At 50.6% G+C, this 19779-nt stretch carries 31 protein-coding genes; 29 read left to right on the plus strand and 2 right to left on the minus strand.

Annotated elements, in window-relative coordinates:
* Positions 1–39: 39 nt before the first annotated feature.
* Positions 40–522, minus strand: coding sequence for an Hcp family type VI secretion system effector (locus tag AC3RPL_RS05330; protein ID WP_490739224.1), 483 nt, complete (start codon positions 520–522; stop codon positions 40–42).
* Between the two features lie 81 nt (positions 523–603).
* Here AC3RPL_RS05330 and AC3RPL_RS05335 point away from each other — a divergent pair, with 81 nt between their 5' ends.
* Entirely contained in the window at positions 604–1401 is a 798-nt protein-coding gene (locus AC3RPL_RS05335) for a DUF4225 domain-containing protein (RefSeq protein WP_490739225.1), read from the plus strand.
* Here AC3RPL_RS05335 and AC3RPL_RS05340 read toward each other — a convergent pair.
* Entirely contained in the window at positions 1398–1712 is a 315-nt protein-coding gene (locus tag AC3RPL_RS05340; RefSeq protein ID WP_490739226.1) for a hypothetical protein, read from the minus strand. The two genes, AC3RPL_RS05335 and AC3RPL_RS05340, sit on opposite strands and share 4 nt — an antisense overlap.
* Before the next feature lie 614 nt (positions 1713–2326).
* Here AC3RPL_RS05340 and AC3RPL_RS05345 point away from each other — a divergent pair.
* The 28 genes from AC3RPL_RS05345 (at position 2327) to AC3RPL_RS05480 (ending at position 19747) form a co-directional block, all read left to right on the plus strand.
* Complete coding sequence (locus AC3RPL_RS05345; RefSeq protein ID WP_490739227.1) at positions 2327–3325, plus strand: DNA-methyltransferase; 999 nt, start codon at positions 2327–2329, stop codon at positions 3323–3325.
* A 234-nt stretch (positions 3326–3559) separates the two neighbouring features.
* Positions 3560–3988 (plus strand): tellurite resistance TerB family protein, encoded by a 429-nt coding sequence (locus tag AC3RPL_RS05350; protein WP_490739228.1) that lies wholly within the window; start codon positions 3560–3562, stop codon positions 3986–3988.
* Complete coding sequence (locus tag AC3RPL_RS05355; protein WP_490739229.1) at positions 3988–4140, plus strand: DUF3927 family protein; 153 nt, start codon at positions 3988–3990, stop codon at positions 4138–4140. Before AC3RPL_RS05350 ends, AC3RPL_RS05355 begins: the two co-directional genes overlap by 1 nt.
* Before the next feature lie 119 nt (positions 4141–4259).
* Positions 4260–4610: a phage holin, lambda family gene (locus AC3RPL_RS05360; RefSeq protein WP_490739230.1), complete on the plus strand. Its 351-nt coding sequence runs from the start codon at positions 4260–4262 to the stop codon at positions 4608–4610.
* On the plus strand, positions 4591–5013 hold the full coding sequence (locus tag AC3RPL_RS05365) for a structural protein (protein WP_490738900.1): 423 nt from the start codon (positions 4591–4593) through the stop codon (positions 5011–5013). The genes AC3RPL_RS05360 and AC3RPL_RS05365 overlap by 20 nt, the downstream gene beginning before the upstream one ends.
* A gap of 14 nt (positions 5014–5027) precedes the next feature.
* On the plus strand, positions 5028–5480 hold the full coding sequence (locus AC3RPL_RS05370) for an Rz lytic protein (protein ID WP_490738901.1): 453 nt from the start codon (positions 5028–5030) through the stop codon (positions 5478–5480).
* Positions 5377–5607, plus strand: a complete 231-nt coding sequence (gene lysC, locus AC3RPL_RS05375) for an Rz1-like lysis system protein LysC (RefSeq protein ID WP_490738902.1) — start codon at positions 5377–5379, stop codon at positions 5605–5607. The genes AC3RPL_RS05370 and lysC overlap by 104 nt, the downstream gene beginning before the upstream one ends.
* 8 nt (positions 5608–5615) lie before the next feature.
* Complete coding sequence (locus AC3RPL_RS05380) at positions 5616–6068, plus strand: hypothetical protein (RefSeq protein WP_490738903.1); 453 nt, start codon at positions 5616–5618, stop codon at positions 6066–6068.
* A gap of 21 nt (positions 6069–6089) precedes the next feature.
* Positions 6090–6359 carry a hypothetical protein gene (locus AC3RPL_RS05385; protein ID WP_490738904.1) on the plus strand — a complete coding sequence of 90 codons (270 nt, stop codon included), beginning with the start codon at positions 6090–6092 and terminating at the stop codon, positions 6357–6359.
* Between the two features lie 188 nt (positions 6360–6547).
* Positions 6548–7075: a KilA-N domain-containing protein gene (locus AC3RPL_RS05390; RefSeq protein ID WP_490738905.1), complete on the plus strand. Its 528-nt coding sequence runs from the start codon at positions 6548–6550 to the stop codon at positions 7073–7075.
* A gap of 107 nt (positions 7076–7182) precedes the next feature.
* Positions 7183–7431, plus strand: a complete 249-nt coding sequence (locus AC3RPL_RS05395; RefSeq protein WP_490738906.1) for a hypothetical protein — start codon at positions 7183–7185, stop codon at positions 7429–7431.
* A 37-nt stretch (positions 7432–7468) separates the two neighbouring features.
* Positions 7469–8926, plus strand: coding sequence for a glycosyltransferase family 2 protein (locus AC3RPL_RS05400; RefSeq protein WP_490738907.1), 1458 nt, complete (start codon positions 7469–7471; stop codon positions 8924–8926).
* Complete coding sequence (locus AC3RPL_RS05405; RefSeq protein WP_490738908.1) at positions 8908–9507, plus strand: hypothetical protein; 600 nt, start codon at positions 8908–8910, stop codon at positions 9505–9507. The genes AC3RPL_RS05400 and AC3RPL_RS05405 overlap by 19 nt, the downstream gene beginning before the upstream one ends.
* On the plus strand, positions 9497–9742 hold the full coding sequence (locus AC3RPL_RS05410; protein WP_490739231.1) for a hypothetical protein: 246 nt from the start codon (positions 9497–9499) through the stop codon (positions 9740–9742). The genes AC3RPL_RS05405 and AC3RPL_RS05410 overlap by 11 nt, the downstream gene beginning before the upstream one ends.
* Complete coding sequence (locus AC3RPL_RS05415; protein ID WP_490738909.1) at positions 9742–10047, plus strand: HNH endonuclease; 306 nt, start codon at positions 9742–9744, stop codon at positions 10045–10047. The genes AC3RPL_RS05410 and AC3RPL_RS05415 overlap by 1 nt, the downstream gene beginning before the upstream one ends.
* Before the next feature lie 273 nt (positions 10048–10320).
* On the plus strand, positions 10321–10776 hold the full coding sequence (locus AC3RPL_RS05420) for a terminase small subunit (RefSeq protein WP_490738910.1): 456 nt from the start codon (positions 10321–10323) through the stop codon (positions 10774–10776).
* 2 nt (positions 10777–10778) lie between these two features.
* On the plus strand, positions 10779–12440 hold the full coding sequence (locus tag AC3RPL_RS05425; protein WP_490738911.1) for a terminase large subunit: 1662 nt from the start codon (positions 10779–10781) through the stop codon (positions 12438–12440).
* Positions 12441–12498: 58 nt separating this feature from the next.
* Complete coding sequence (locus AC3RPL_RS05430; RefSeq protein ID WP_490738912.1) at positions 12499–14436, plus strand: phage major capsid protein; 1938 nt, start codon at positions 12499–12501, stop codon at positions 14434–14436.
* A 32-nt stretch (positions 14437–14468) separates the two neighbouring features.
* Positions 14469–14624: a hypothetical protein gene (locus AC3RPL_RS05435; RefSeq protein WP_490738913.1), complete on the plus strand. Its 156-nt coding sequence runs from the start codon at positions 14469–14471 to the stop codon at positions 14622–14624.
* 19 nt (positions 14625–14643) lie between these two features.
* Positions 14644–16008, plus strand: a complete 1365-nt coding sequence (locus AC3RPL_RS05440; protein WP_490738914.1) for a phage portal protein — start codon at positions 14644–14646, stop codon at positions 16006–16008.
* Positions 16001–17032, plus strand: coding sequence for a phage gp6-like head-tail connector protein (locus AC3RPL_RS05445; protein WP_490738915.1), 1032 nt, complete (start codon positions 16001–16003; stop codon positions 17030–17032). Before AC3RPL_RS05440 ends, AC3RPL_RS05445 begins: the two co-directional genes overlap by 8 nt.
* A complete protein-coding gene (locus AC3RPL_RS05450) occupies positions 17032–17361 on the plus strand; it encodes a head-tail connector protein (RefSeq protein ID WP_490738916.1) in 330 nt (109 codons plus the stop codon). The genes AC3RPL_RS05445 and AC3RPL_RS05450 overlap by 1 nt, the downstream gene beginning before the upstream one ends.
* 10 nt (positions 17362–17371) lie before the next feature.
* Complete coding sequence (locus AC3RPL_RS05455) at positions 17372–17710, plus strand: phage head closure protein (protein ID WP_490738917.1); 339 nt, start codon at positions 17372–17374, stop codon at positions 17708–17710.
* Positions 17707–18153: an HK97-gp10 family putative phage morphogenesis protein gene (locus AC3RPL_RS05460; protein WP_490738918.1), complete on the plus strand. Its 447-nt coding sequence runs from the start codon at positions 17707–17709 to the stop codon at positions 18151–18153. The genes AC3RPL_RS05455 and AC3RPL_RS05460 overlap by 4 nt, the downstream gene beginning before the upstream one ends.
* Positions 18150–18497: a tail completion protein gp17 gene (gp17, locus tag AC3RPL_RS05465; protein ID WP_490738919.1), complete on the plus strand. Its 348-nt coding sequence runs from the start codon at positions 18150–18152 to the stop codon at positions 18495–18497. The genes AC3RPL_RS05460 and gp17 overlap by 4 nt, the downstream gene beginning before the upstream one ends.
* Positions 18498–18554: 57 nt before the next feature.
* The gene (locus AC3RPL_RS05470; protein ID WP_490738920.1) at positions 18555–19010 is read left to right on the plus strand and encodes a phage tail tube protein; all 456 of its coding nucleotides are present in this window, start codon (positions 18555–18557) and stop codon (positions 19008–19010) included.
* Between the two features lie 51 nt (positions 19011–19061).
* Positions 19062–19460, plus strand: coding sequence for a phage tail assembly chaperone (locus AC3RPL_RS05475; RefSeq protein WP_490738921.1), 399 nt, complete (start codon positions 19062–19064; stop codon positions 19458–19460).
* Between the two features lie 23 nt (positions 19461–19483).
* Positions 19484–19747 (plus strand): phage tail assembly protein T, encoded by a 264-nt coding sequence (locus AC3RPL_RS05480; protein WP_490738922.1) that lies wholly within the window; start codon positions 19484–19486, stop codon positions 19745–19747.
* Positions 19748–19779: the final 32 nt, after the last annotated feature.

The raw sequence follows: 19779 nt of genomic DNA on the forward strand, positions 1-19779 counted from the left end.
ACTGCTACTGCCCTGACAAAGCAGTAGCCTGTCTGAATGTTAACCTTCCCTGTTTTCTTTGATATTCCATGCTGACTGAGTTTCCGCGCCCCTGCTTCCTGTTGCTGACTGTTCCCAGTACTGAATTTTCACCTTTGCCGCCTGAAACTGATAAGTTATGCCAATCAGGTCACGCTGGCCTGCTCCGTTGAACAGGACGTTAGTGATAAGTACTTCCTCAAGTGTTATACGGCAATATTCAATCTGGCTTCCCCCTGCCTTACAGACCGAAATTTCAACCTTGCTGATGTGTTTTCCGCTGGAGATGTAACGCATCACTGCGGGCGTAGCTTTGTCAATTTTTGCCTGAACGTTAAGGTCCCGATACTGCACTTTACCCGCGACACCACCACCGCCTGTAGCCATATTGCCGGGCTGTGTCGCGCCCCATGTGAATGAATCAACGCCGATCCAGCCCTTGTGATTCGCATCCTGCGATTCACCGGTGATCCCTTCGATTTTAAGGAATAAATCAGTGGACATAGGGGATATTTCTCCTTTTCAGTACGCTTATAGTTTGATTAAATACCCTAATGATTGTTATGTTCTCACGAAGGGACGCAAATGGACAACTATCTCGACCGCAACAAAGACCGCAATTACTTTCTCACGATGGCAAATCTTGAGGCAGCAGCGCTGGCCTCCACTGCGAATTATGTTTCTAATATTCATCTGAAGGATGGATTTACTCAGATGGCTTTTCAGGATGATGTGCAGCGCTTTATTGATGCACAATTGAGCACCATCCGATCTTCCAGTTCAGATTCTGAATGCCAGCAGTGCCTTATTCACCTGCAAGAGGAACACAAAAACCTGTCCATACAGGACCAGATGCTGCGTTCCGGGCAGGCCGCTCTCCACGCCTCTGTTCAGTTCATCAAGAGTGATAAAGTCTGGCACTGGATTATTAATGGCGTAGGAATTGTGTTGAGTGGTATGCAAGTGGTGGCTGGATTTGGGGTCGCTGCAACGTCATTTGCGACAGGGAATGTAATAGGAATGGGATTTGGTGCAATGCTTATTCTGCATGGAGCTAATGGTGTTGTTGAAAGTGGTCTTAATCTTTTTACTGGCAAAGACGATACACAAGGTTTTTTAAAAAAATTCTACATAGGTGGTGCTCAATTCCTTGGTTTTGACCAGAAAACAGGTGAGCTGGCATATACATCAATGGACTTACTTCTGTCTGTATACGGCATGACAAGACTCGTCATGAAACCTCAGACATACCGCCTTTTTCACTATCTGAGTACAGATTATGTCAGAGGGATAAAAGACATGAGTAGACTTGATTTAGGAATTGAGGCATACAACGATGCGATGTCACTAAAAACCATTTACGACGATCTTAAGAAGGATTAACTTTTCATCTTGTATTTGAATGCTTTAAATCCCAACTTCATAGGAGTCATGAAATATATAATAGGCCCAACAATCAACCACATAAGTAAGTATGCATAAAAATATTCGACACTTTCAGAAGATACTTCATGTATCGTTGCCAGTATCAGTATAAAAATAATTACAACTGAAAAGATAAACCGACTTCTTAATTCACCAAGCAGGGATGGATAAGTTGCACCATCCTGCCCCAGGTACTGACGCATTGCTGCGATATCTTTTGCGGTGAAGCCGTTCTCAGCCAGTTTCTCTTCGTAATGTATGTTGTTCATTTTTCTTACCAATAATCGCCTCATTCATTAGCCTAACTTTACATCAAATCATTTCAGCCAAAAACATATAAATTTTCCAAAATAAGTTGCTTTTGCATAAAACTGGCGTATTCTAACCAAATAGTGGGCATCGTATGTGTGCGACACTGAAAATCATAAACCTCGTCTCTGACGGGGTTTTTTGCTTTCTGTGGTCAGATAAGAGTTGCTGGTTTAATGAGTCAGAGTTATTTGTGTGTCACCTGACGAGATACGGAAATAACCATGTTAAAACAGACACCTGTAACAGAGAACGCAGAAGCAGTCCTGCACTTCCTTCCTTCTGAATGGACAACCCCAGGCGATATTTCCCGCATAACGGGCATGGCTATGCCGTGCTGCCAGTTAATACTGACGCAGCTGGCAATGGCGGGGCTGGCAGAGGACAAATCAGGGAAGGGGAATCAATTCAGACGCTGCGAATATTCGCGGTAACATGCTGTGAAATGGGCGGCTGGTGGATGTTGGTAGCATCCGACCAGCCATTCACCCGTTTGAGAAGTCACGGGCGAACCACGGCCTACCGCTTAGTCGACAAGCGAGAATGAGCCTATCAGATAAGGCCCATGCTATCCATGAAAAATACTGGTTATCCATCCAGTTTTACGTTAGTTAACGCTGACTCTCTTACTTACATCAGAACGTTACCCGATGACTGCATCGACCTGATTGCCACAGACCCGCCGTATTACCGCGTTAAATCCTGCAAGTGGGATAACCAGTGGGAAAGCGTGGGTGCGTATCTTGCGTGGCTGGATGAAATGCTGGCAGAGTTCTGGCGGGTATTGAAACCTTCCGGCAGTCTGTACATGTTCTGCGGTTCACGGCTGGCGGCTGACACTGAAATACTGGTGCGCCAGCGATTTGACGTGTTGAACCACATCATATGGGCCAAGCCTAATCCGGTCCCTGGCTGCGTCAGCATAAAGAGAACCTCCGGGCATTTTTCCCTTCAACAGAACGGATCATCTTTGCCGGGCATTACCCGGGGCCGCTCAGGCCTAAAGGTGATAGCTATGCGGCAAAGTGTGCCACGCTCAAACAGAACGTGTTTCCGTCCGCTGACCGATTATTTCCGCTCTGCGCGTGAATCGCTGGGCGTGTCTGCGAAAGACATCAACGCAGCGACCGGCAGACAGATGGCCAGCCACTGGTTCGGCGAGAGCCAGTGGCAGTTGCCGACTGAGGAACAATATCTGCTGTTGCAGGCGCTGTTTGACCGTATCGCGACAGAAAAGCGGCAGGGGGCCGCTCTTACCGTCCCGCACCATGAACTACAGCGGCACCACCAGACGCTCAGTCGTGAATATCGTGACCTGTGCATTGAGTTTGAATCCCTGCGCCGTCCGTTCTCTGTTTCGGTTGACGTGCCGTATACCGATGTCTGGACTTATGCCCCGGTGCCGTATTACCCCGGCAAACACCCGTGCGAAAAACCTGCCGCCCTGATGCAGCACATTATCCGCACCAGCAGCAGACCGGGGGATGTTGTGGCCGATTTCTTTATGGGTTCCGGCGCAACGATCAAGGCAGCGCTGTCGCTCGGCAGGGAGGTAATCGGCGTTGGAGCTTGAGCAGGAGCGCTTTTCTGCAGACCAGGGCTGAAATAGAGGAAATACGTCGGAGCGGACCATAACCGTACCGTAATCATTGAGGCTCACTTCGGTGGGCCTTTTTTTATACCCGCGCCACGCTCGGCGCATATCAACCGCAGAGTCTTTCAGGGTGAGCCTTAGCAGTGGTCAGTGTGACCTTGTCTGCGGGCTGTCCACTCTGAGCGTAAGGCTCACCACTAAAGGAAGGTCACTATGTTTGGTTTCAGTAAAAAGGCACGTAAAGCAGTCAGCGACATTAAGAAGTTCGAAAAGCGCGATCTGGCTCAGGCAGTGGTCAATGCTGCTTATCTGGTGGCATATGCAGACGGTGAATGTGAGCCATCTGAGAAAGCAAAAATTGAGCAGGTTCTTCGTAACCAGCCATCACTTGCTGCTTTCACCTCAGAAATTAATGCAATCAGCGCAACAATCGTCGGTCAGCTTGATACCAACTTCAAAATTGGTCGCCGTGCTGCCCTGCGAGAGATTGAAGACGTTAAGCATGATCCACGCGAAGCAGAAGACGTGCTGGATGTTGCCGTAGCAATCGCTGAAGCAGATGGTGAGGTTGAGCCGGAAGAACGCAAGGTACTGGAAGAAATTGCCAGTGTGCTGGGCCTGCGACTGGAAAATCACCTGTAATGCTTAAGCTGCGCTGGGTATCAGCGGCTGTCCTTCTCTTTCTGGTGGTGGCAATCGATTTCACAGGAAAAATGATGTCGGTCCTGGCAGATGGAGCACTGGTGGCTGGCGTTATTTTATTGCTGTGGCCGGTATTCAAAACCAGCAAATAGCGTTTCACAAAAGGTGCCTGCCAGCACCTTTGATAAAGCGTTATGCCATCTTGCCCACTCAGTGGGCCTTTTTTATTTCCAACAGCAAGCCGCCATCATCCCGGTGGCGGGGTAACAGCATGTCTTCAGATAACGATCCGGGCTTTTGGGCCAGCGTGGTGTTGTGGCTCTATGCCCATAAAACAGAATGGGGATATGCGGGAGTAGCCGGTATGTTTTCACTACTGCGCAGTGCCTATGCAAAAAGCCCCTGGTCAAAACGAGTTCTCGACGCTGTGTCATGCAGCGCTCTGGCATTTTTTGCCGCGCCGACTCTTCAGGTGATCGGTGCTCTCATGAACTGGACCATTCCTGATGCTGCCGCACAGGTTTTCGCTGTGTATATCGGCTACGTGGGTAATGACTATATCAGTGAAAAATTGCGTGGCTGGATCAGCCGAAAATCAGGAGATGCTAATGTCGGGCAGTGATAAAACTCGCGGGATCCGCAACAACAATCCAGGAAATATTCGCTGGGGCGATGACTGGAAAGGTTTAGTCCCACAGGCTCAGCGCACAGATAAGTCGTTCTGCCAGTTTACAAAGCCTGAGTACGGTATCAGGGCGATGATTATCATTTTGCGAAATTACCAGAGCAAATACGGTCTGAAAACTATCACTGGCATCATTACGCGCTGGGCACCACCGAATGAGAATGACACTCCGGCTTATATCAAAAGCGTGGCTACGGCGACAGGCACTGATGCTGATAAACCAATCGACCTGACCGACTCACGAAAACTCTTTCCGCTTTTACAGGCGATTATCAAACACGAGAACGGCAGTCAGCCCTACGCATTTGACGTATTTGTGCGGGCGCTCGACCTCGTCTGAAAACAGGAGGCGTCATGGCTGTTATCAACTTCTTCAGAAACTATTCACACCTCATTGTTATAGCGCTTATCTGCGGAGCGCTCTGGATGCTGAATGCCAGAAATCTCCAGCTTGAGGCAACAAATCACAGGCTTGAACAACTGACGGACAGTAAAGACGAGCAGATTAACGATTTGCGCTCAAAGAATGACGGTTTGGCCGACAGCGTCAACGACCTCGCCAAAGCTGTCCAGCAGCAGAACGGGGTTATGTCTCAGGTTGCAGAACAACGGGCTGTCACAGCACAGCAGAACAGGAAGCTCCAGAATGAAATCAAGCGTTATCTCGCGGCTGACAAGTGCGCTGTTGCTCCTGTTCCCGCTGATGCTGTTGACAGGTTGCGGGACGCAGCAAAAGCCGCAGGTGGAGTACAGGACAATAAAGCCGCCGTATCTCAGCCTGCCATTGGAGCTGACAAGCCCAATTGATTTACCGGAGATTGCGCCCGGACTGAGCTGGGGCGACAGCGTTGCACTGAATGCTGACCTGATCGCGCTGGTGGGTCAGTGCAACATTGACCGGGCAGCTATCCGAAAAATTGAATCATTTAGATAAGGCAAAACATGAACGACCAGGCCAATAAAATTCTTGCTGAGTTGTTGCAGAAAGCCAGTAACGGCATTGATTCAGCAGTGACATTCAGTCAGGCGCAGATTCCTGATGTCATTCATCAGTTACTGCTGTGGAACCTTACCAAAAGCATTGTTATGACAGTTCTGGCTCTCATATCTGTTTTCCCGGTTTTGTGGCTGGTTCGCTATTCCCTGCGCCGCATACCAGATGGCGTCTTCCTGTCTGGAGAGATTTACTCATGGGAGGTGGGTAAGCCTAAATACAAGCCCAGTCTTGTCTGGGACAGTAAGGGTGACATCTCCCCGGTAGTTATGCTCCCAACTTTCTTACTGGCCGTGTGGCTATTGTGGTTTCTGCAATCAATAAGCGACCTGACATGGCTGAAAATCTGGTTAGCTCCGAAGCTTTACCTTATTGAATACGCCTCAAGTTTAATCAAGTAAGCAACATAAGGCTTCAAGCCAATGAAAGCATTAATCACCTGGCTGAAAAGCCTAATTAACAGAGCGAGGAAAAATATGGATGGTGTAGAAAACGCTGACACTCAGGCTGAAGCGCAGACGGCCCCGGCAGAAGTTCAGACAGTACCGGAAGCCCAAGCGACTGCACAGGATCAACTTAAATCAGGCGTACAGGATCTGGATAAAGCGCTGACGCTCATTGAGCAGGGCGTTGCCCTGCTGGGTGCGGCTGCAAAAGATGAGTTTGTCGCACTGGCAAAAAAATACCTGTAATCAGAAGTCCATATCACAAGAGCCTCGGCATAGTCCGGGGCTTTTTTATATGCATTTCACCGCGCACCCCACGCGCATCTCAACGAGAGCCTTTCAGTAAGCGAGCCTGAGAATAGCCGTTATAGGTGGCGACCTCTCTCGGGCGGCCTTTCTGTGGGACAGGCTCACTTTCTAAAAGGTAAAACGCTATGACATGTCCAACCGTGATCGTAAACGGCGTATCAGTTCGCGTTGACAGCGAAGGACGCTACAACCTGAATGACCTGCACGCAGCTGCGGTATTAAAGGGAAAGGCTACTGACTCCCAGCGCCCGGGGGAGTTTTTAAAGAGTCAGCAAATACGCCGATTTGTAGCCGCTTTGAGCGATGCGACAAAAATCGCATCGGTTCAGACCATTAAGGGTGGCAAAGAGCAAGGCTCATGGGGGCTGGAACTGGTAGCCATACGTTATGCAGCATGGCTGAATCCTGTATTTGAAATTCTGGTATATAACACCTTCAGAGAGGCAGTGCTAAATGGCATCAGCAATATGAGCCAGCTAAACCGGCTTGACCTGCTGATAGCAACTGAAAGCGAACAGGTAAGCGGCTGCGCACGAACCATGAACAAGTGGGGGCGAGGCGGGCGTAAAGCACTGCTCAATAACGCACGGGAACGCATCATCGAGCAGATGAATCCTGACATGATTGCTCTGATGGAAGGCAAAGCAGCGTGACCACGAGAAGGCGCATTTGCGAGTGCGCCTGATGATAATTGATTCTGCTTCACTAAAAACATTATTAACACTAATGTATGAGCTTCATTTATGAAAAGGGTGCTCACATGAGTTATGAGATGTATGAAGTGGTTAAGCAGTACAATTTTGAGATACATGGGTTTGGCCAAGTAAAGGCAGACATTATCAAATGCATAAAGCCTGTGCTAAATACTCCATATATGTGGCGAACTAATTACATCTATGATGGCTATGCTCCTAATCATGGTATGTCACTGCAAAATGCAGAAACTGAGCTGATCCATTACATTGAGCATTTCGATACTGAATCAGCTGAACTCGATGATAATTTTTAAATGAGCCGCCTACGGGCGGTTTTTCATTGGAGTGAAAATGGACGTTATGATTGATGGCGTTCGATACTCGCCATTAACAAGCCGCACATCAAATATTGGCATTGCCATCACCACGCACAACCGTCACGACATTTTATCCTGCGCTCTTGAACATCAACTCAAACATCTGCCAGCCGGTGCGATGGTGGTTGTTATTGATGACGGTTCCACAAAACCTGTGTCCGTGCCGGATGGCGTTAAGCTGATCCGCAGTGAAACGTCACGCGGTATCGTTGCATCTAAAAACGCCAGTCTTGAAGCCCTGATTGATGCAGGGTGCGAAAATTGTTTCTTGTGGGACGATGACGCCTGGCCTGTTGCGGGTGGATGGGAGCAACCTTATATCGCCTCACCTGAACCACACCTTGCTTACCAGTTTAAGGACTTCGCCACCGGGCAAAAACTTAACGATATCGCAGTGCTGTATCGTGACGATAAACACGTTGCCTACACCGGCCAGCGTGGCGTGATGCTTTATTACCACCGCAGCGTGATTGAAAAGGTTGGAGGCTTCGATACGGTCTATGGTCGCGGGATGTATGAGCACAGCGATTTAGCCCTGCGGATCCACAACGCCGGGTTAACGAGCTGGGCATTTGCTGACGTGGCTGGCTCTGAAAAGCTGATTTACTCGCTGGATGAGCATCAGGCGGTTGAACGATCAGTACCGCGCCCGGACAGGGAACAGCAGGTAAAGAACAACGTCAGCATTCACAATGCCCGGCGCGAAGCTGGCTATACCGGCTATGCAGAGTACCGGCAGCAAAAGAATCTGGTGATCACCTCATTGCTGACCAGCCAGCCAGACCCTCAGCGCGGCAACAGAATGACGCCAGCAGCTGGCATGTTGAGTCGATGGGCGGCATCTATTCGTGGTGCTGACGCGGTTGTGCTGGTGGATGAACTGGAAACGGGAATTGCAGGCACAACGCTTCACCGCGTTCCTGATGTGGCAATGAATGTTTATTTCCGTCGCTGGCTGCATATCTGGCAATACCTGCGTGAACACCCTGAATATCATCTCGTCTGGTGTACCGATGGTACTGACGTTGAAATGTTGCGGGAACCGTGGCAGGAGATGGAGCCAGGAAAAATCTATGTTGGCTCTGAGCCAAAGACTTACGCTGACGCATGGGCAAGAGATAATCATCCGGAAGCCTGCTATCAGCAATTCCTGAATGAGCACCGCAACGAGCTGATGCTTAACGCTGGCCTGCTGGGTGGTAGTCGTGAAGACATCATGGCATACGCTCACGGCATTGTGCGCATCTGGTATCGCACCGAGTCGAACCGGTTCTGGGGGAAAGAGAAGGGCAAGCCGTGCGTGGGCGATATGATCGCATTCGGCATGGTGGGCTACCAGCAACGCGATAAACTGGTGACCGGCCCACGCATTAACACATTATTCAAAACCAACGGCACTGGCCGGGAGTATGCATGGTGGCAGCACAAATAATGTTTGTGGTGGTCGGTCATCACTCCCGCCGCAGTATGGCTCAACGTCTGGCTGAATCTCTGGGTGCACTCACCCTCATTGATGAGGGAGACAACGGTGCAAACTGGAATCACCGCCGCGCCATACAATTGGCAAGCCAGCAGGGTTGCCGTGTGGTTATCCTGGAAGATGATGCCATCCTGGTTGATGGCTTCACCGACAAGATAGCAGTCTGGCTTAACAGATTCCCTGATGATCTTCTGTCTTTCTATCTGGGGACCGGGAGACCACCACAGTACCAGATGCAGATAGCAGCCAGCCTGATAGAGGCTGACAAGCGGCAGGATGACTACATCATCATGAACCGCCTGATACATGGTGTGTGCTACAGCCCACCACAGGACAGCATCAGCAGCATCCTGAATAAGTGGAACCATACCAAAGCCGCTGACTATGCGGTAGGCGATGCCTATGGCGGACGTGTCGTCTATCCCTGTTACTCACTGGTGGATCATGCCGATGGTGTGCCGGTTGAGTATCACCCTGACAACGCGCCGCGCACTGAACGGCGTAAAGCCTGGAGGCTATCAATTGGACATTAATAACATCGCTCAGGCATACGCCACTAAGCAACTCATTGATGAGTTAATCCGCAAGCGGAGCCTGATATCTGAAGGTAGAGGGTTGAGTATCACTATTCAGTCTACCTATCAGGATGATGAGTTTTTAGCGGCGATGTTTCCTTACGTGTTGTCCGAGCTGGATAGACGAATAGCCGCCATGCAAAAGCAGATGGAGAACCTTGGCGTGGTATTCCCTAATACCGAGGCGGATTGATGGCAAAGCTCACAACGTTAAAGCCCCGACTCGCGGTTGCCAATACCCAACGCCTGAAAGCCATGACCGTTGCAGATCACCGCATGACTGGCTGGAAGCTACAGCAGCGCCGCAAGCGATTATGGGCAGCAAACCCTTGTTGTGCTGAGTGTGGACGGCTTACTGAGTATCCGCATGGCTTTGAACTCGACCATATTGTGTCACTGTATCAGGGTGGACCAGACACCGATGATAACTGCCAGATCCTTTGCAACGGAGAGAATGGATGCCATCGGAAGAAGACCAATGCAGACATGATGAGGTGACTATGGCCCAGCGCTGTAAGTGTGATGGCTGTGAACGAAAAAGAAAGGGCTGGCCCGGTTATCAGCCATGCGCATCCAAAGCCCCTATAGCGAAATCTCTGCCGCCACCCAAGATCAGATAATAATTCTCATTAGCAACTTAGGTAGGGGGGGGAGTTACAAAGTTCAAGCACGAATGACGCCGAAACCGCCCACCCTCTCACGCGCAGAAAATTTCCCTTTTTTTAAGGTTATTAACCCACCCAGTTAACCCTATAAACCTATGAGGTAACCATGCTGACAGGGCAGAAAAAGAAGTTTGCTGATGCCCTGATGAAGGGCAGCAATCAGCGACAGGCCGCAATTCAGGCGGGATACAGTGAAAAAACGGCGAAGGTGAAAGGAAGCCAGCTGGCCAAAGATAAAGACGTGATCGGTTATATGGAGAGGGTCAGGATAGTTAACCCTGCTGACTCATTGCCAGAGCCGGTTCCTCAGGCAGATTTACCCCCGGTAGAAACTCCGCTCCAGTTTGATGATCCCATCGCCGTGATGAAACGAATCATGAGCGATAACCTTCTGGTTGATCCGAAACTCAGCCTGGAAGCAGCCGCAAAACTTGCCCCTTACGTCTGCCAGAAAATGGGCGATACGGGCAAGAAAGAAGCCAAAGACGCAGCAGCGAAGAAAGCTGCCAGTAAGTTCAGCGGAATGGCACCGCCGAAACTGGTTGTGAGTAACGGGAGATAACAATGCCTGAATGGTCTACAGCGTGCATTGACTGGGCCATAAAGCTGATCAATCGGGAATCAATCATTCCGCCGCCGATTTTTGCTGATTCTGGCAACTACGCCCTGGCAATTTTTAAGGAGCTGAGGGTAACTGACCTGCCGGGCAAGCCAACTTTCGGTGAGTGTTCTGAAGACTGGGTCTTTGATTTCGTGCTGGCGATATTTGGTGGTTATGACCAGCAGACCGGGAATCAGTTGATACGTGAGTATGGACTGCTGATTAGTAAGAAGAATACCAAATCGACCATTGCTGCCGGGATAATGCTGACTGCGCTTATTATCTGCTGGCGTGCAGATGAAGAGCATCTGATTCTGGCACCAACAAAAGAGGTTGCCGATAACTGCTTTAAACCCGCTGCCAGTATGGTTCGGGAAGATGAAGAACTATCAATCATTTTCCATATCCAGGATCACATCCGCACTATTACCCACCGCATCAACCGCAACAGCCTGAAGGTAGTAGCCGCCGACAGCGATACGGTTTCGGGTAAAAAGGCCGGGCGAATTCTGGTTGAAGAGTTGTGGCTGTTCGGCAAAAACGCCAAAGCCGATGCGATGTTTATTGAGGCCCTGGGCGGACAGGTATCCCGCAATGAGGGGTGGGTGATTTATCTGACCACGCAAAGTGATGAGCCACCGGCTGGGGTATTCAAAAAGAAACTGGATTACTGGCGCAACGTTCGTGATGGCGTCATTAAAGACGGAAAAACGCTCGGGATTCTCTATGAATTCCCCCCTGAGATGGTGGAAAAAGAAGGGTTCCGCAACCCGGATAACTTTTACATCACCAACCCGAATATGGGTCGCTCGGTCAGTAAAGAGTGGCTGGACGATGAGTATCTCAAGCGGTCGCAGGAAGATGAAGGGAGCCTGAGAAAGTTTCTCGCCAAGCATCTCAACGTTGAGATCGGCATGAATCTACGGAATGACCGTTGGGCTGGCGCGGAGTTTTGGGAGGTGCAGGCCGACCCCTCGGTTACCTTCAAACAGATTTTAAGCCGGTGCGAGGTCATTGACGTTGGCATAGATGGTGGTGGACTGGACGATCTTCTCGGTCTGTCCATCGCCGGTCGCGACCGTAAAACCCGCGACTGGCTGACATGGTCCCATGCCTGGTGCCACGTAAAGATGCTGGAGCGACGTAAAAGCGAAGAAAGCAAATTGCGAGACTTTGAGAGGCAGGGCGATCTGACCATCGTCTCCAAAGTGGGTGATGATGCCGATGAAGTGGCCATGTATGTTTTTCAGATATATGAGGCCGGACTGCTGGATAAAGTTGGCATGGACCCCGCAGGTATTGGTGTGCTGCTGGATACGCTCATTGATGCAGGCATCCCACAGGAATTGGTTGTCGGGATCAGTCAGGGGTGGAAGCTGGGTGGTGCTTGCAAGACCACCGAACGGAAACTGGCGGAGGGCACTCTCCGGCATGCGCCCCAGCAGCTGATGAACTGGTGCGTAGGCAATGCAAAAGTCGTTATCAGTGGTAATGCCCCCCTCGTTACCAAAGGAGCCAGCGGGATCGGCAAAATTGACCCGCTGATGGCGCTTTTTAATGCCATCTCGCTGTTATCACTGAATCCGGCACCAACCAAAAAGGACTACGGCGTATTTTTCATTTAGAGAAATCGCTTTTTTTACAACCCGCTACGGCGGGTTTTTCGTTTCTGGAGATAAGGAAATGAAGCATCAACACGCTGTAAGCCTCCTGGTGGTTAAAGCGGTTAACGAGGATACACGGGAGATCACCGGTATAGCGACAACGCCAACACCTGATCGTTATGGCGACGTTGTGATGCCTGAAGGGGCTGAGTTTCAGCTTCCTATCCCGTTGCTCTGGCAGCACGACCATCAGTCTCCCATTGGTGAAGTTAGCAGTGCAAAAGTGACGACTGAAGGTATTGAGATTAAAGCCACGCTGGCCAAAGCAGATGCTCCCAGCCAGCTGTCCGCACGACTGGAAGAGGCCTGGCAAAGTATTCGCCTGGGTCTGGTTAAGGGGCTGTCTATCGGCTTCCGACCAATTGAGTACGCCTATATCGATGAGGGCGGGATCAGGTTCATCAGATGGGAGTGGTACGAGCTCTCGGTGGTGACTGTGCCGGCCAATGCAGAAGGCACGATCAACACCGTTAAATCTATTGATGAAAAGCTGCGGGCCGCGTCGGGCCAAAACCAGCCGGAGTCAACAACTGAGAAAACCGCTGGCGCTACAGCGAAGAAAATTACTCCGATTAAGGGAAAACAGATGAATATTGCAGAACAGATTAAATCGTTCGAAACCAAGCGTGCCACCCTGGACGCTGAGCGCGAAGCGGTGATGGCAAAATCCTTTGAAGAAGGACGCACCCTGGACGCTGAAGAAGAAGAGAAATACGACGAAGTATCCTCTGAAATCAAAAGCGTTGATGCCCATCTCGCACGCCTGCGAGACATGGAGTCCACCAAAGCGGCTACCGCAAAACCGGTGCAGAAAGCCGCTGGTGGTCAGGTTGTTACCACGACAGATAACCGTGCACCCGGCGTCATTCGCGTCGAGCAGAAGCTGGAAAAAGGTATCGGTTTCGCCCGTTTCGCCAAGTGCCTGGCCGCAGCTAATGGCAGTCGCAGCGATGCGCTGGAGATTGCTAAATCACAGTATAAGGATGATGCCAGGCTACACCATGTTATCAAGTCTGCCGTAGGTGCTGGGTCAACTACCGATCCGACATGGGCGGGAAGCCTGGTTGAGTACCAGGAATATGCTCAGGACTTTATTGAATTCCTGCGCCCTCAGACCGTCATTGGCCGTTTTGGTCAGGGGGCAATTCCTGCACTGCGCAGCGTACCTTTTAATGTGCGCATCCCCGCTCAGACTTCTGGCGGTTCAGCTAACTGGGTAGGCCAGGGTAAAGCCAAACCGCTGACCAAATTTGATTTTGAGTCCATCACCTTTGGTTTTGCAAAAGTGGCCGCGATTGCTGTTCTGACCGATGAGCTGATCCGCTTCTCCAATCCTGCTGCCGATGCGCTTGTGCGTAATGCGCTGGCAGAAGCAGTTATTGCCCGACTGGATACGGACTTTATCGACCCTAAAAAAGCAGAAACGGCTGGCGTGTCTCCTGCATCAATCACTAATGGCATCACTACCATTTCTTCAACCGGTAGTCCTGATGATGATGCACAGGCTGCATTTGCTACTTTTGTGACTGCGAATCTACAGCCCACAGGTGCCGTCTGGCTTATGTCCAGTACGAACGCACTGGCGCTATCTATGCGTAAGAATGCGCTTGGCCAGAAAGAATACCCTGAAATGACTATGCTGGGTGGCACTTTCCAGGGCCTGCCGGTCATTGTCTCGCAGTATGTAGGCAGCTACCTGATCCTGGTGAATGCGCCGGATATTTACCTCGCAGATGATGGCGGTGTTGCGGTGGATATGTCTCGCGAAGCATCACTGGAAATGGAAAGCGCTCCTACTGGTGACAGCACCACACCGACGCCAGTAGAGATGGTTTCCATGTTTCAAACCAACAGCGTTGCCATCCGTGCCGAACGCTGGATTAACTGGAAGCGCCGCCGCAATGCTGCTGTTGCAGTCATCTCAGGCGTTAACTACGGTACCAATCCGGGAAGTTAAGGAGATGCGGGGAGAAATCCCCGTTTTTTTCTATGAAGCAAGTCAGATATCTGAAAGGCACCCATGATGCCCATGTGGGTGAAAAACGTTTTTTGAATGACCGTGATGCGGAGATTTTGCGTCTGACCGGCTATGTTGAATTCACGGATACCGTCGAAAAAAAAACGGTAACCCGTAAGAAAAAATAAATATCAGGAGAAGCAGCCGATGTTCAGTTTTTTCCGCAAAAAGCCATCAGTAGAAAAGGCGTTGCAGGCTGCAAATGGAGGTTCATGGCGCAGAATTTTTGAATCATTTACCGGCTCATGGCAGAGAAACGTGGAAGTTGATGCCACTACTGTACTGGCTTATCACGCCGTGTTTTCCTGCATCTCCCTGATTTCTGCTGATATTGCTAAAATGCCGCTGCTGCTAAAAAAGAAGTTAAGCAATGGCATCTGGGAAGATCACGACGATGAGAAAATCTTACCTCTGCTGCGAAAGCCAAACAACTTTCAGACCAGAATGCAATTTTTTGAGGCCTGGATGAATTCCAAACTGTCGGATGGCAACACCTACGTACTGAAAATACGCGATCCAACAGGCCAGGTTACTCAGTGGCGCGTGCTTGACCCTAACAAAGTGACACCTTATATCACCGATGATGGGGAAATTTTCTATCAGGTTCGTCCGGATAATATTAACGGACTGGAAACACAGGTAATGGTTCCTGCAAGAGAAATCATTCACGACCGTTTTAACTGCTTTTTCCATCCCCTCTGCGGATTGTCACCCATCTATGCCTGTGGGCTTACTGCGATGCAGGGCGATGCCATCCTGACTAATTCCGCTAACCATTTTAAAAATGGCGGTAAACCTGGTGGAGTGATAACCGTTCCCGGTGCGGTGGACGCCGATAAGGCGAGGGAAATTAAAACTGCATGGGATGAGGGCTATTCTGGTGCGAACGCCGGTAAAACGGGTCTCTTAGCGGATGGTGCAAACTTTATGACTATCGCCATGACAGCGGTTGATGCCCAGATGGTTGAGCAGCTTAGCCTGACGGCCAAAATTATTTGCTCAACTTTTCACGTTCCCCTTTATAAGGTCGATACGGCCACAACCCCGTCTTATAATAATATTGAGGCGTTGGATCAGGGGTATTACTCCCAGTGTCTGCAAACCCATATCGAGGCTATTGAGTTGTTGCTCGATGAAGCGCTGGAACTTGACCCGATCACAGGGGTTGAATTTGACCTTGATGTGCTAATCAGGATGGATACGGAAGGCCGATATAAAGCTTACGGGGAAGGTATCGGAGCTGGGTTCCTTACCCCCAACCAAGCCCGCAAAAAAGAGAATATGTTGCCGGTTGATGGCGGAGATACGCCTTATATGCAGCAGCAAAATTACAGCCTGGCCGCGCTTGCAAAACGAGATGCTCAGGAAAACCCTTTCGGTACAAGCACTGAAACACAACACCAGAATCCCACTCAAACCCCACCGGCTGACGATCAAAGCATAAAGGCTCTGACTGAATCGGAGCAGTTCATCGTCAGGACAATAATGAAAGGACTGCTTACCCATGAATGAGCGTGACATGTCACTGTTGCAGGCCGTGGGCGCAGCGGTAAAAGAACAATTTACCGCAATGCAGAAAAAATACGATGCTGTACTCGCTGAAAAATCGGCAGAAATCCTCCACCTTGAGGAGTCACTGGCCGCGCAGGCATTACTGATTGAGGAAGTGCAGCGCTCAATGCCTGGTGAAAACGCCATTGCTCAGGCCGTGATCGAAAAGATCGAGGTGCCTTCAGCGCCTGAACTGCCGGATGTTTCCAGGATGGTCAGCGATGCCGTGGCCGCGATACAGCTACCCGCCGCTCCTGCACTGCCGGATATTGGTGCAATGGTGAAAGATGCCGTTACCGCACAGGTGTCAGTAATTGAGTTACCGCAGCCTAAACCCCTTCCTGATGTGGAAAAAATGATTACAGATGCTGTTGCGGCGCTGCCAAAACCGGAACTGCCTGCGCTGCCGGATATTGGTGCAATGGTGAAAGATGCCGTTACCGCACAGGTGTCATGTATTCAGTTTCCACAACCTGAACCGCTGCCAGACATCGGGCAGATGGTGAAGGATGCTGTATCAGCAATACCCCCGACAAAAGATGGCGAACCCGGTACAGACGGGAAAGACGCGCTTCAGATTGAAATTATGCCCTGCATCGATGCTGAAAAGTCGCACCCTCGCGGCACGTATGCCATCCATCAGGGTGGGCTGTGGCGATCATTTCAGAAAACAACCGGCATGAATGGCTGGGAATGCCTCGTTGATGGCATCTCAGCTATTGATATAAGCCAGGATAACGAGCGGGAATTTACCATTTCTGCTCAGCTCGCCAGCGGTACTGTCACTGAAAAGACATTCAGTATTCCGGTAATGATCTACCGCGATATTTTTAAAGAGGGCGAGAAATATTATCCGGGCGACAGCGTTACCTGGGGTGGTTCGGTCTGGTACTGCTGCAATGAAACAAGCGGTAAACCGGGGGAGCAAGGTGTTAAAGGGTGGAAGCTGGCTGTCAAACGTGGTCGTGATGGGAGGTCAAGTTGATGCTTGAATTTGTTACACTTGACGAAGCTAAATCCCATCTGAGAATTGATACTGATTCTGGTGATCATGACCTGCAACTAAAAATTTATTCAGCCAGCACTGCTGTGTATGACTACATACAGGGAAGTCGTGAAAAGGTTGTTGGAGAAGACGGTAAGGTAATTGAAGATTCGCCCGAACTGACGCGCGTTAAGCAGGCTACGCTTATTTTTGTAGGAATTCTTGACCGCGTTCGCGGAGGCGAGGAAGAGGCGCATTATCATCAGGGTCAATTACCTTTTTCTGTAACGAGCCTGATCTATTCGCTTCGCAAACCTACTGTTCTATAAGGGTGATCACATGCAGGCAGGAAGACTCAGAGAAAGGGTAACTATAGTTAACTCCACAACATCCCGCATGCCATCAGGTCAAAAACAGGATCACTGGCAGGATGGCAGAACGATATGGGCTGAGATTAAAAGTATCAGTGGACGAGAAATTCTAGCATCGGGTGCAGAAAAAGCCGAGGCAACTATTCGTGTTTGGGTCCGAATGACGGGTGATATTTCCTCATCATCCCGATTGAGGTGTGAATCAGGCATTTTTAAGGGGCAATTGATTGACATAGTGTCACCGCCAATTTGTGACTCACTTAACGACCGAATGGAAATTCTCTGTAAGCAGGGGGTGAAAACGTGATCGATACAAAACTCGACTTTTCCGGCCTGCTTGACCTGTCCGACGATCTCAATGCACTGAGCAAAGCCGAAAACCGCAAGGTATTGCGTGACGCTACCCGCGCAGCGGCCACGGTGTTTAAAGATGAGGCGGTCAAACGTGCCCCGGTACGCTCCGGCAGGCTGAAGAAAAACATTGTGGTGATGACGCAGCGTGACCGTGACGGCGGGATTGTCTCCGGGGTTCACGTCCGTGGCACCAACCCACGCACCGGCAACAGTGATAACAAACTGAAAACGAGTGACAAACTGAACGCCTTTTACTGGCGCTTTCTGGAGTTGGGCACATCAAACATGGCCCCGGTGCCGTTTCTGCGCCCGGCTTATGATGCCAGACAGGAACAGGCTGCGCAGGCGGCGTTTGAAAAAGCCAACGCGGCGATTGATAAGGCGCTGTTGAAATGACCGAAGCTGATATTTACCCTTTGCTGTCGTCTCTGGCATCCGGACAGGTTTACCCCTACGTGGTGCCGCTGAATGCCCAGGGTGAACCCGCTGTTTCACCGCCGTGGGTGGTTTACTCACTGAATTCCGAAGTTTCTGCCGACACCTTATGCGGTCCGGCAGAAATGACGGCTACCTTACAAATAGATGTGTATTCAAACAGTATTGATGAGGCCAGACAGCTACGCGAAAGCGTTCGCGCTGCACTGGTCCCGCTGGCGTTCACGCAGATGAATGACACCAACAGCTACGAAACGGATACGTCGCTTTACCGGGCCATGCTTGAAGTCCAGATCATGACCTGACATCCATTAAAACCTGACACGCCACCGAAAGGTGGTTTTTTTATGCCCGGAGAAAACATGACCAGTAAATATGAATTAACGAAGGGGATGTCATTCAGCGTTACCGCTGCTGCCGTCACCGAAGCAAACCCAACCAGTGCTCAGTGGCTGGATGCAGCCTGTGCCAGTAAGGAGATCACCTACACCGGGGGGCAGAAGTCGGATATTGACGTCACCACGCTGTGTTCAACCGAACAGGAGCAGACCAACGGACTCGCGGCACCGGCTGAAATGTCGATCACCCGTAACTGGGTGGGCGATGAAGCCGCGCAGCAGTCATTGCAGACCGCGTATGAAAATGATGAACTCCGCGCCCTCCGCATCCTGTTCCCGTCCGGCAACGGTTTTTACATTCTGGTTGAAGTGCGTCAAAGCACCTGGACCGCTGGCACATCTGCCGTGGTCAGTGCGACCTATTCCCTTCGCGTAAAGGGTAAGCCTGTTCCGATCGTTGCCAGCGAATCCGGCTCTTAATTTTCCACCGGCGCTTGCGGGCGCTGTTTTACTCGCTACTGGATAAAAATAATGACAGCAAAAAAATCAGCGTTATCCCTGCGCAGTCTTGCACTTGCGCCCCTTTCTGGCTTTCGCAGCAAAACCGTTACCGTGCCTGAGTGGGGCGGTGTTGAGGTGAATTTACGCGAACCCTCTGCGCAGGCCTGGCTTGAGTGGAATGAAATTATTGCCCCGCGACCCTCTGAGGGTAGCGAAGAAATCAGGCTGACTGCCGCGCAGGTCGCCCACCGTAATCTTCGTGCAGACGTGGTGCTGTTCATTGATGTCGTGCTTGATGAAGAGTCCATGCCGGTATTTCTGACAGAAGACAGGGATCAGGTGCAGGCGATTTATGGACCGGTACATGCCCGCCTTCTTAAGCAGGCACTGGACCTGAGCACAACACAGGCTGACGCCGACGCAAAGTAAAATCGCCCGGCACCTTCTTTCTTATGACGCTGGCCCTTCGTCTTGGGCGAACCCTGCACGAACTGACCTCAACCATTACCGCCAGCGAACTGAAGATGTGGATTGAATATGACCGCATCAGCCCGATCAGTGACCGGCGCGGCGATATTCAGGCGGCGCAGATTGCCACGGCGGTACTGAATTCGCAGGGCGGTAAAATCAGCATGGACGATGTGATCCTGCGGTGGGGTGAAGAAGAAAAAGAAGACGTGTCCGGGCTGGAAGGTTTTCTCAGTGAACTGGCTTAACAATCCCGCGCAGGCGGGCTGACAGGGTTAAT

Source organism: Erwinia papayae, assembly GCF_058241465.1.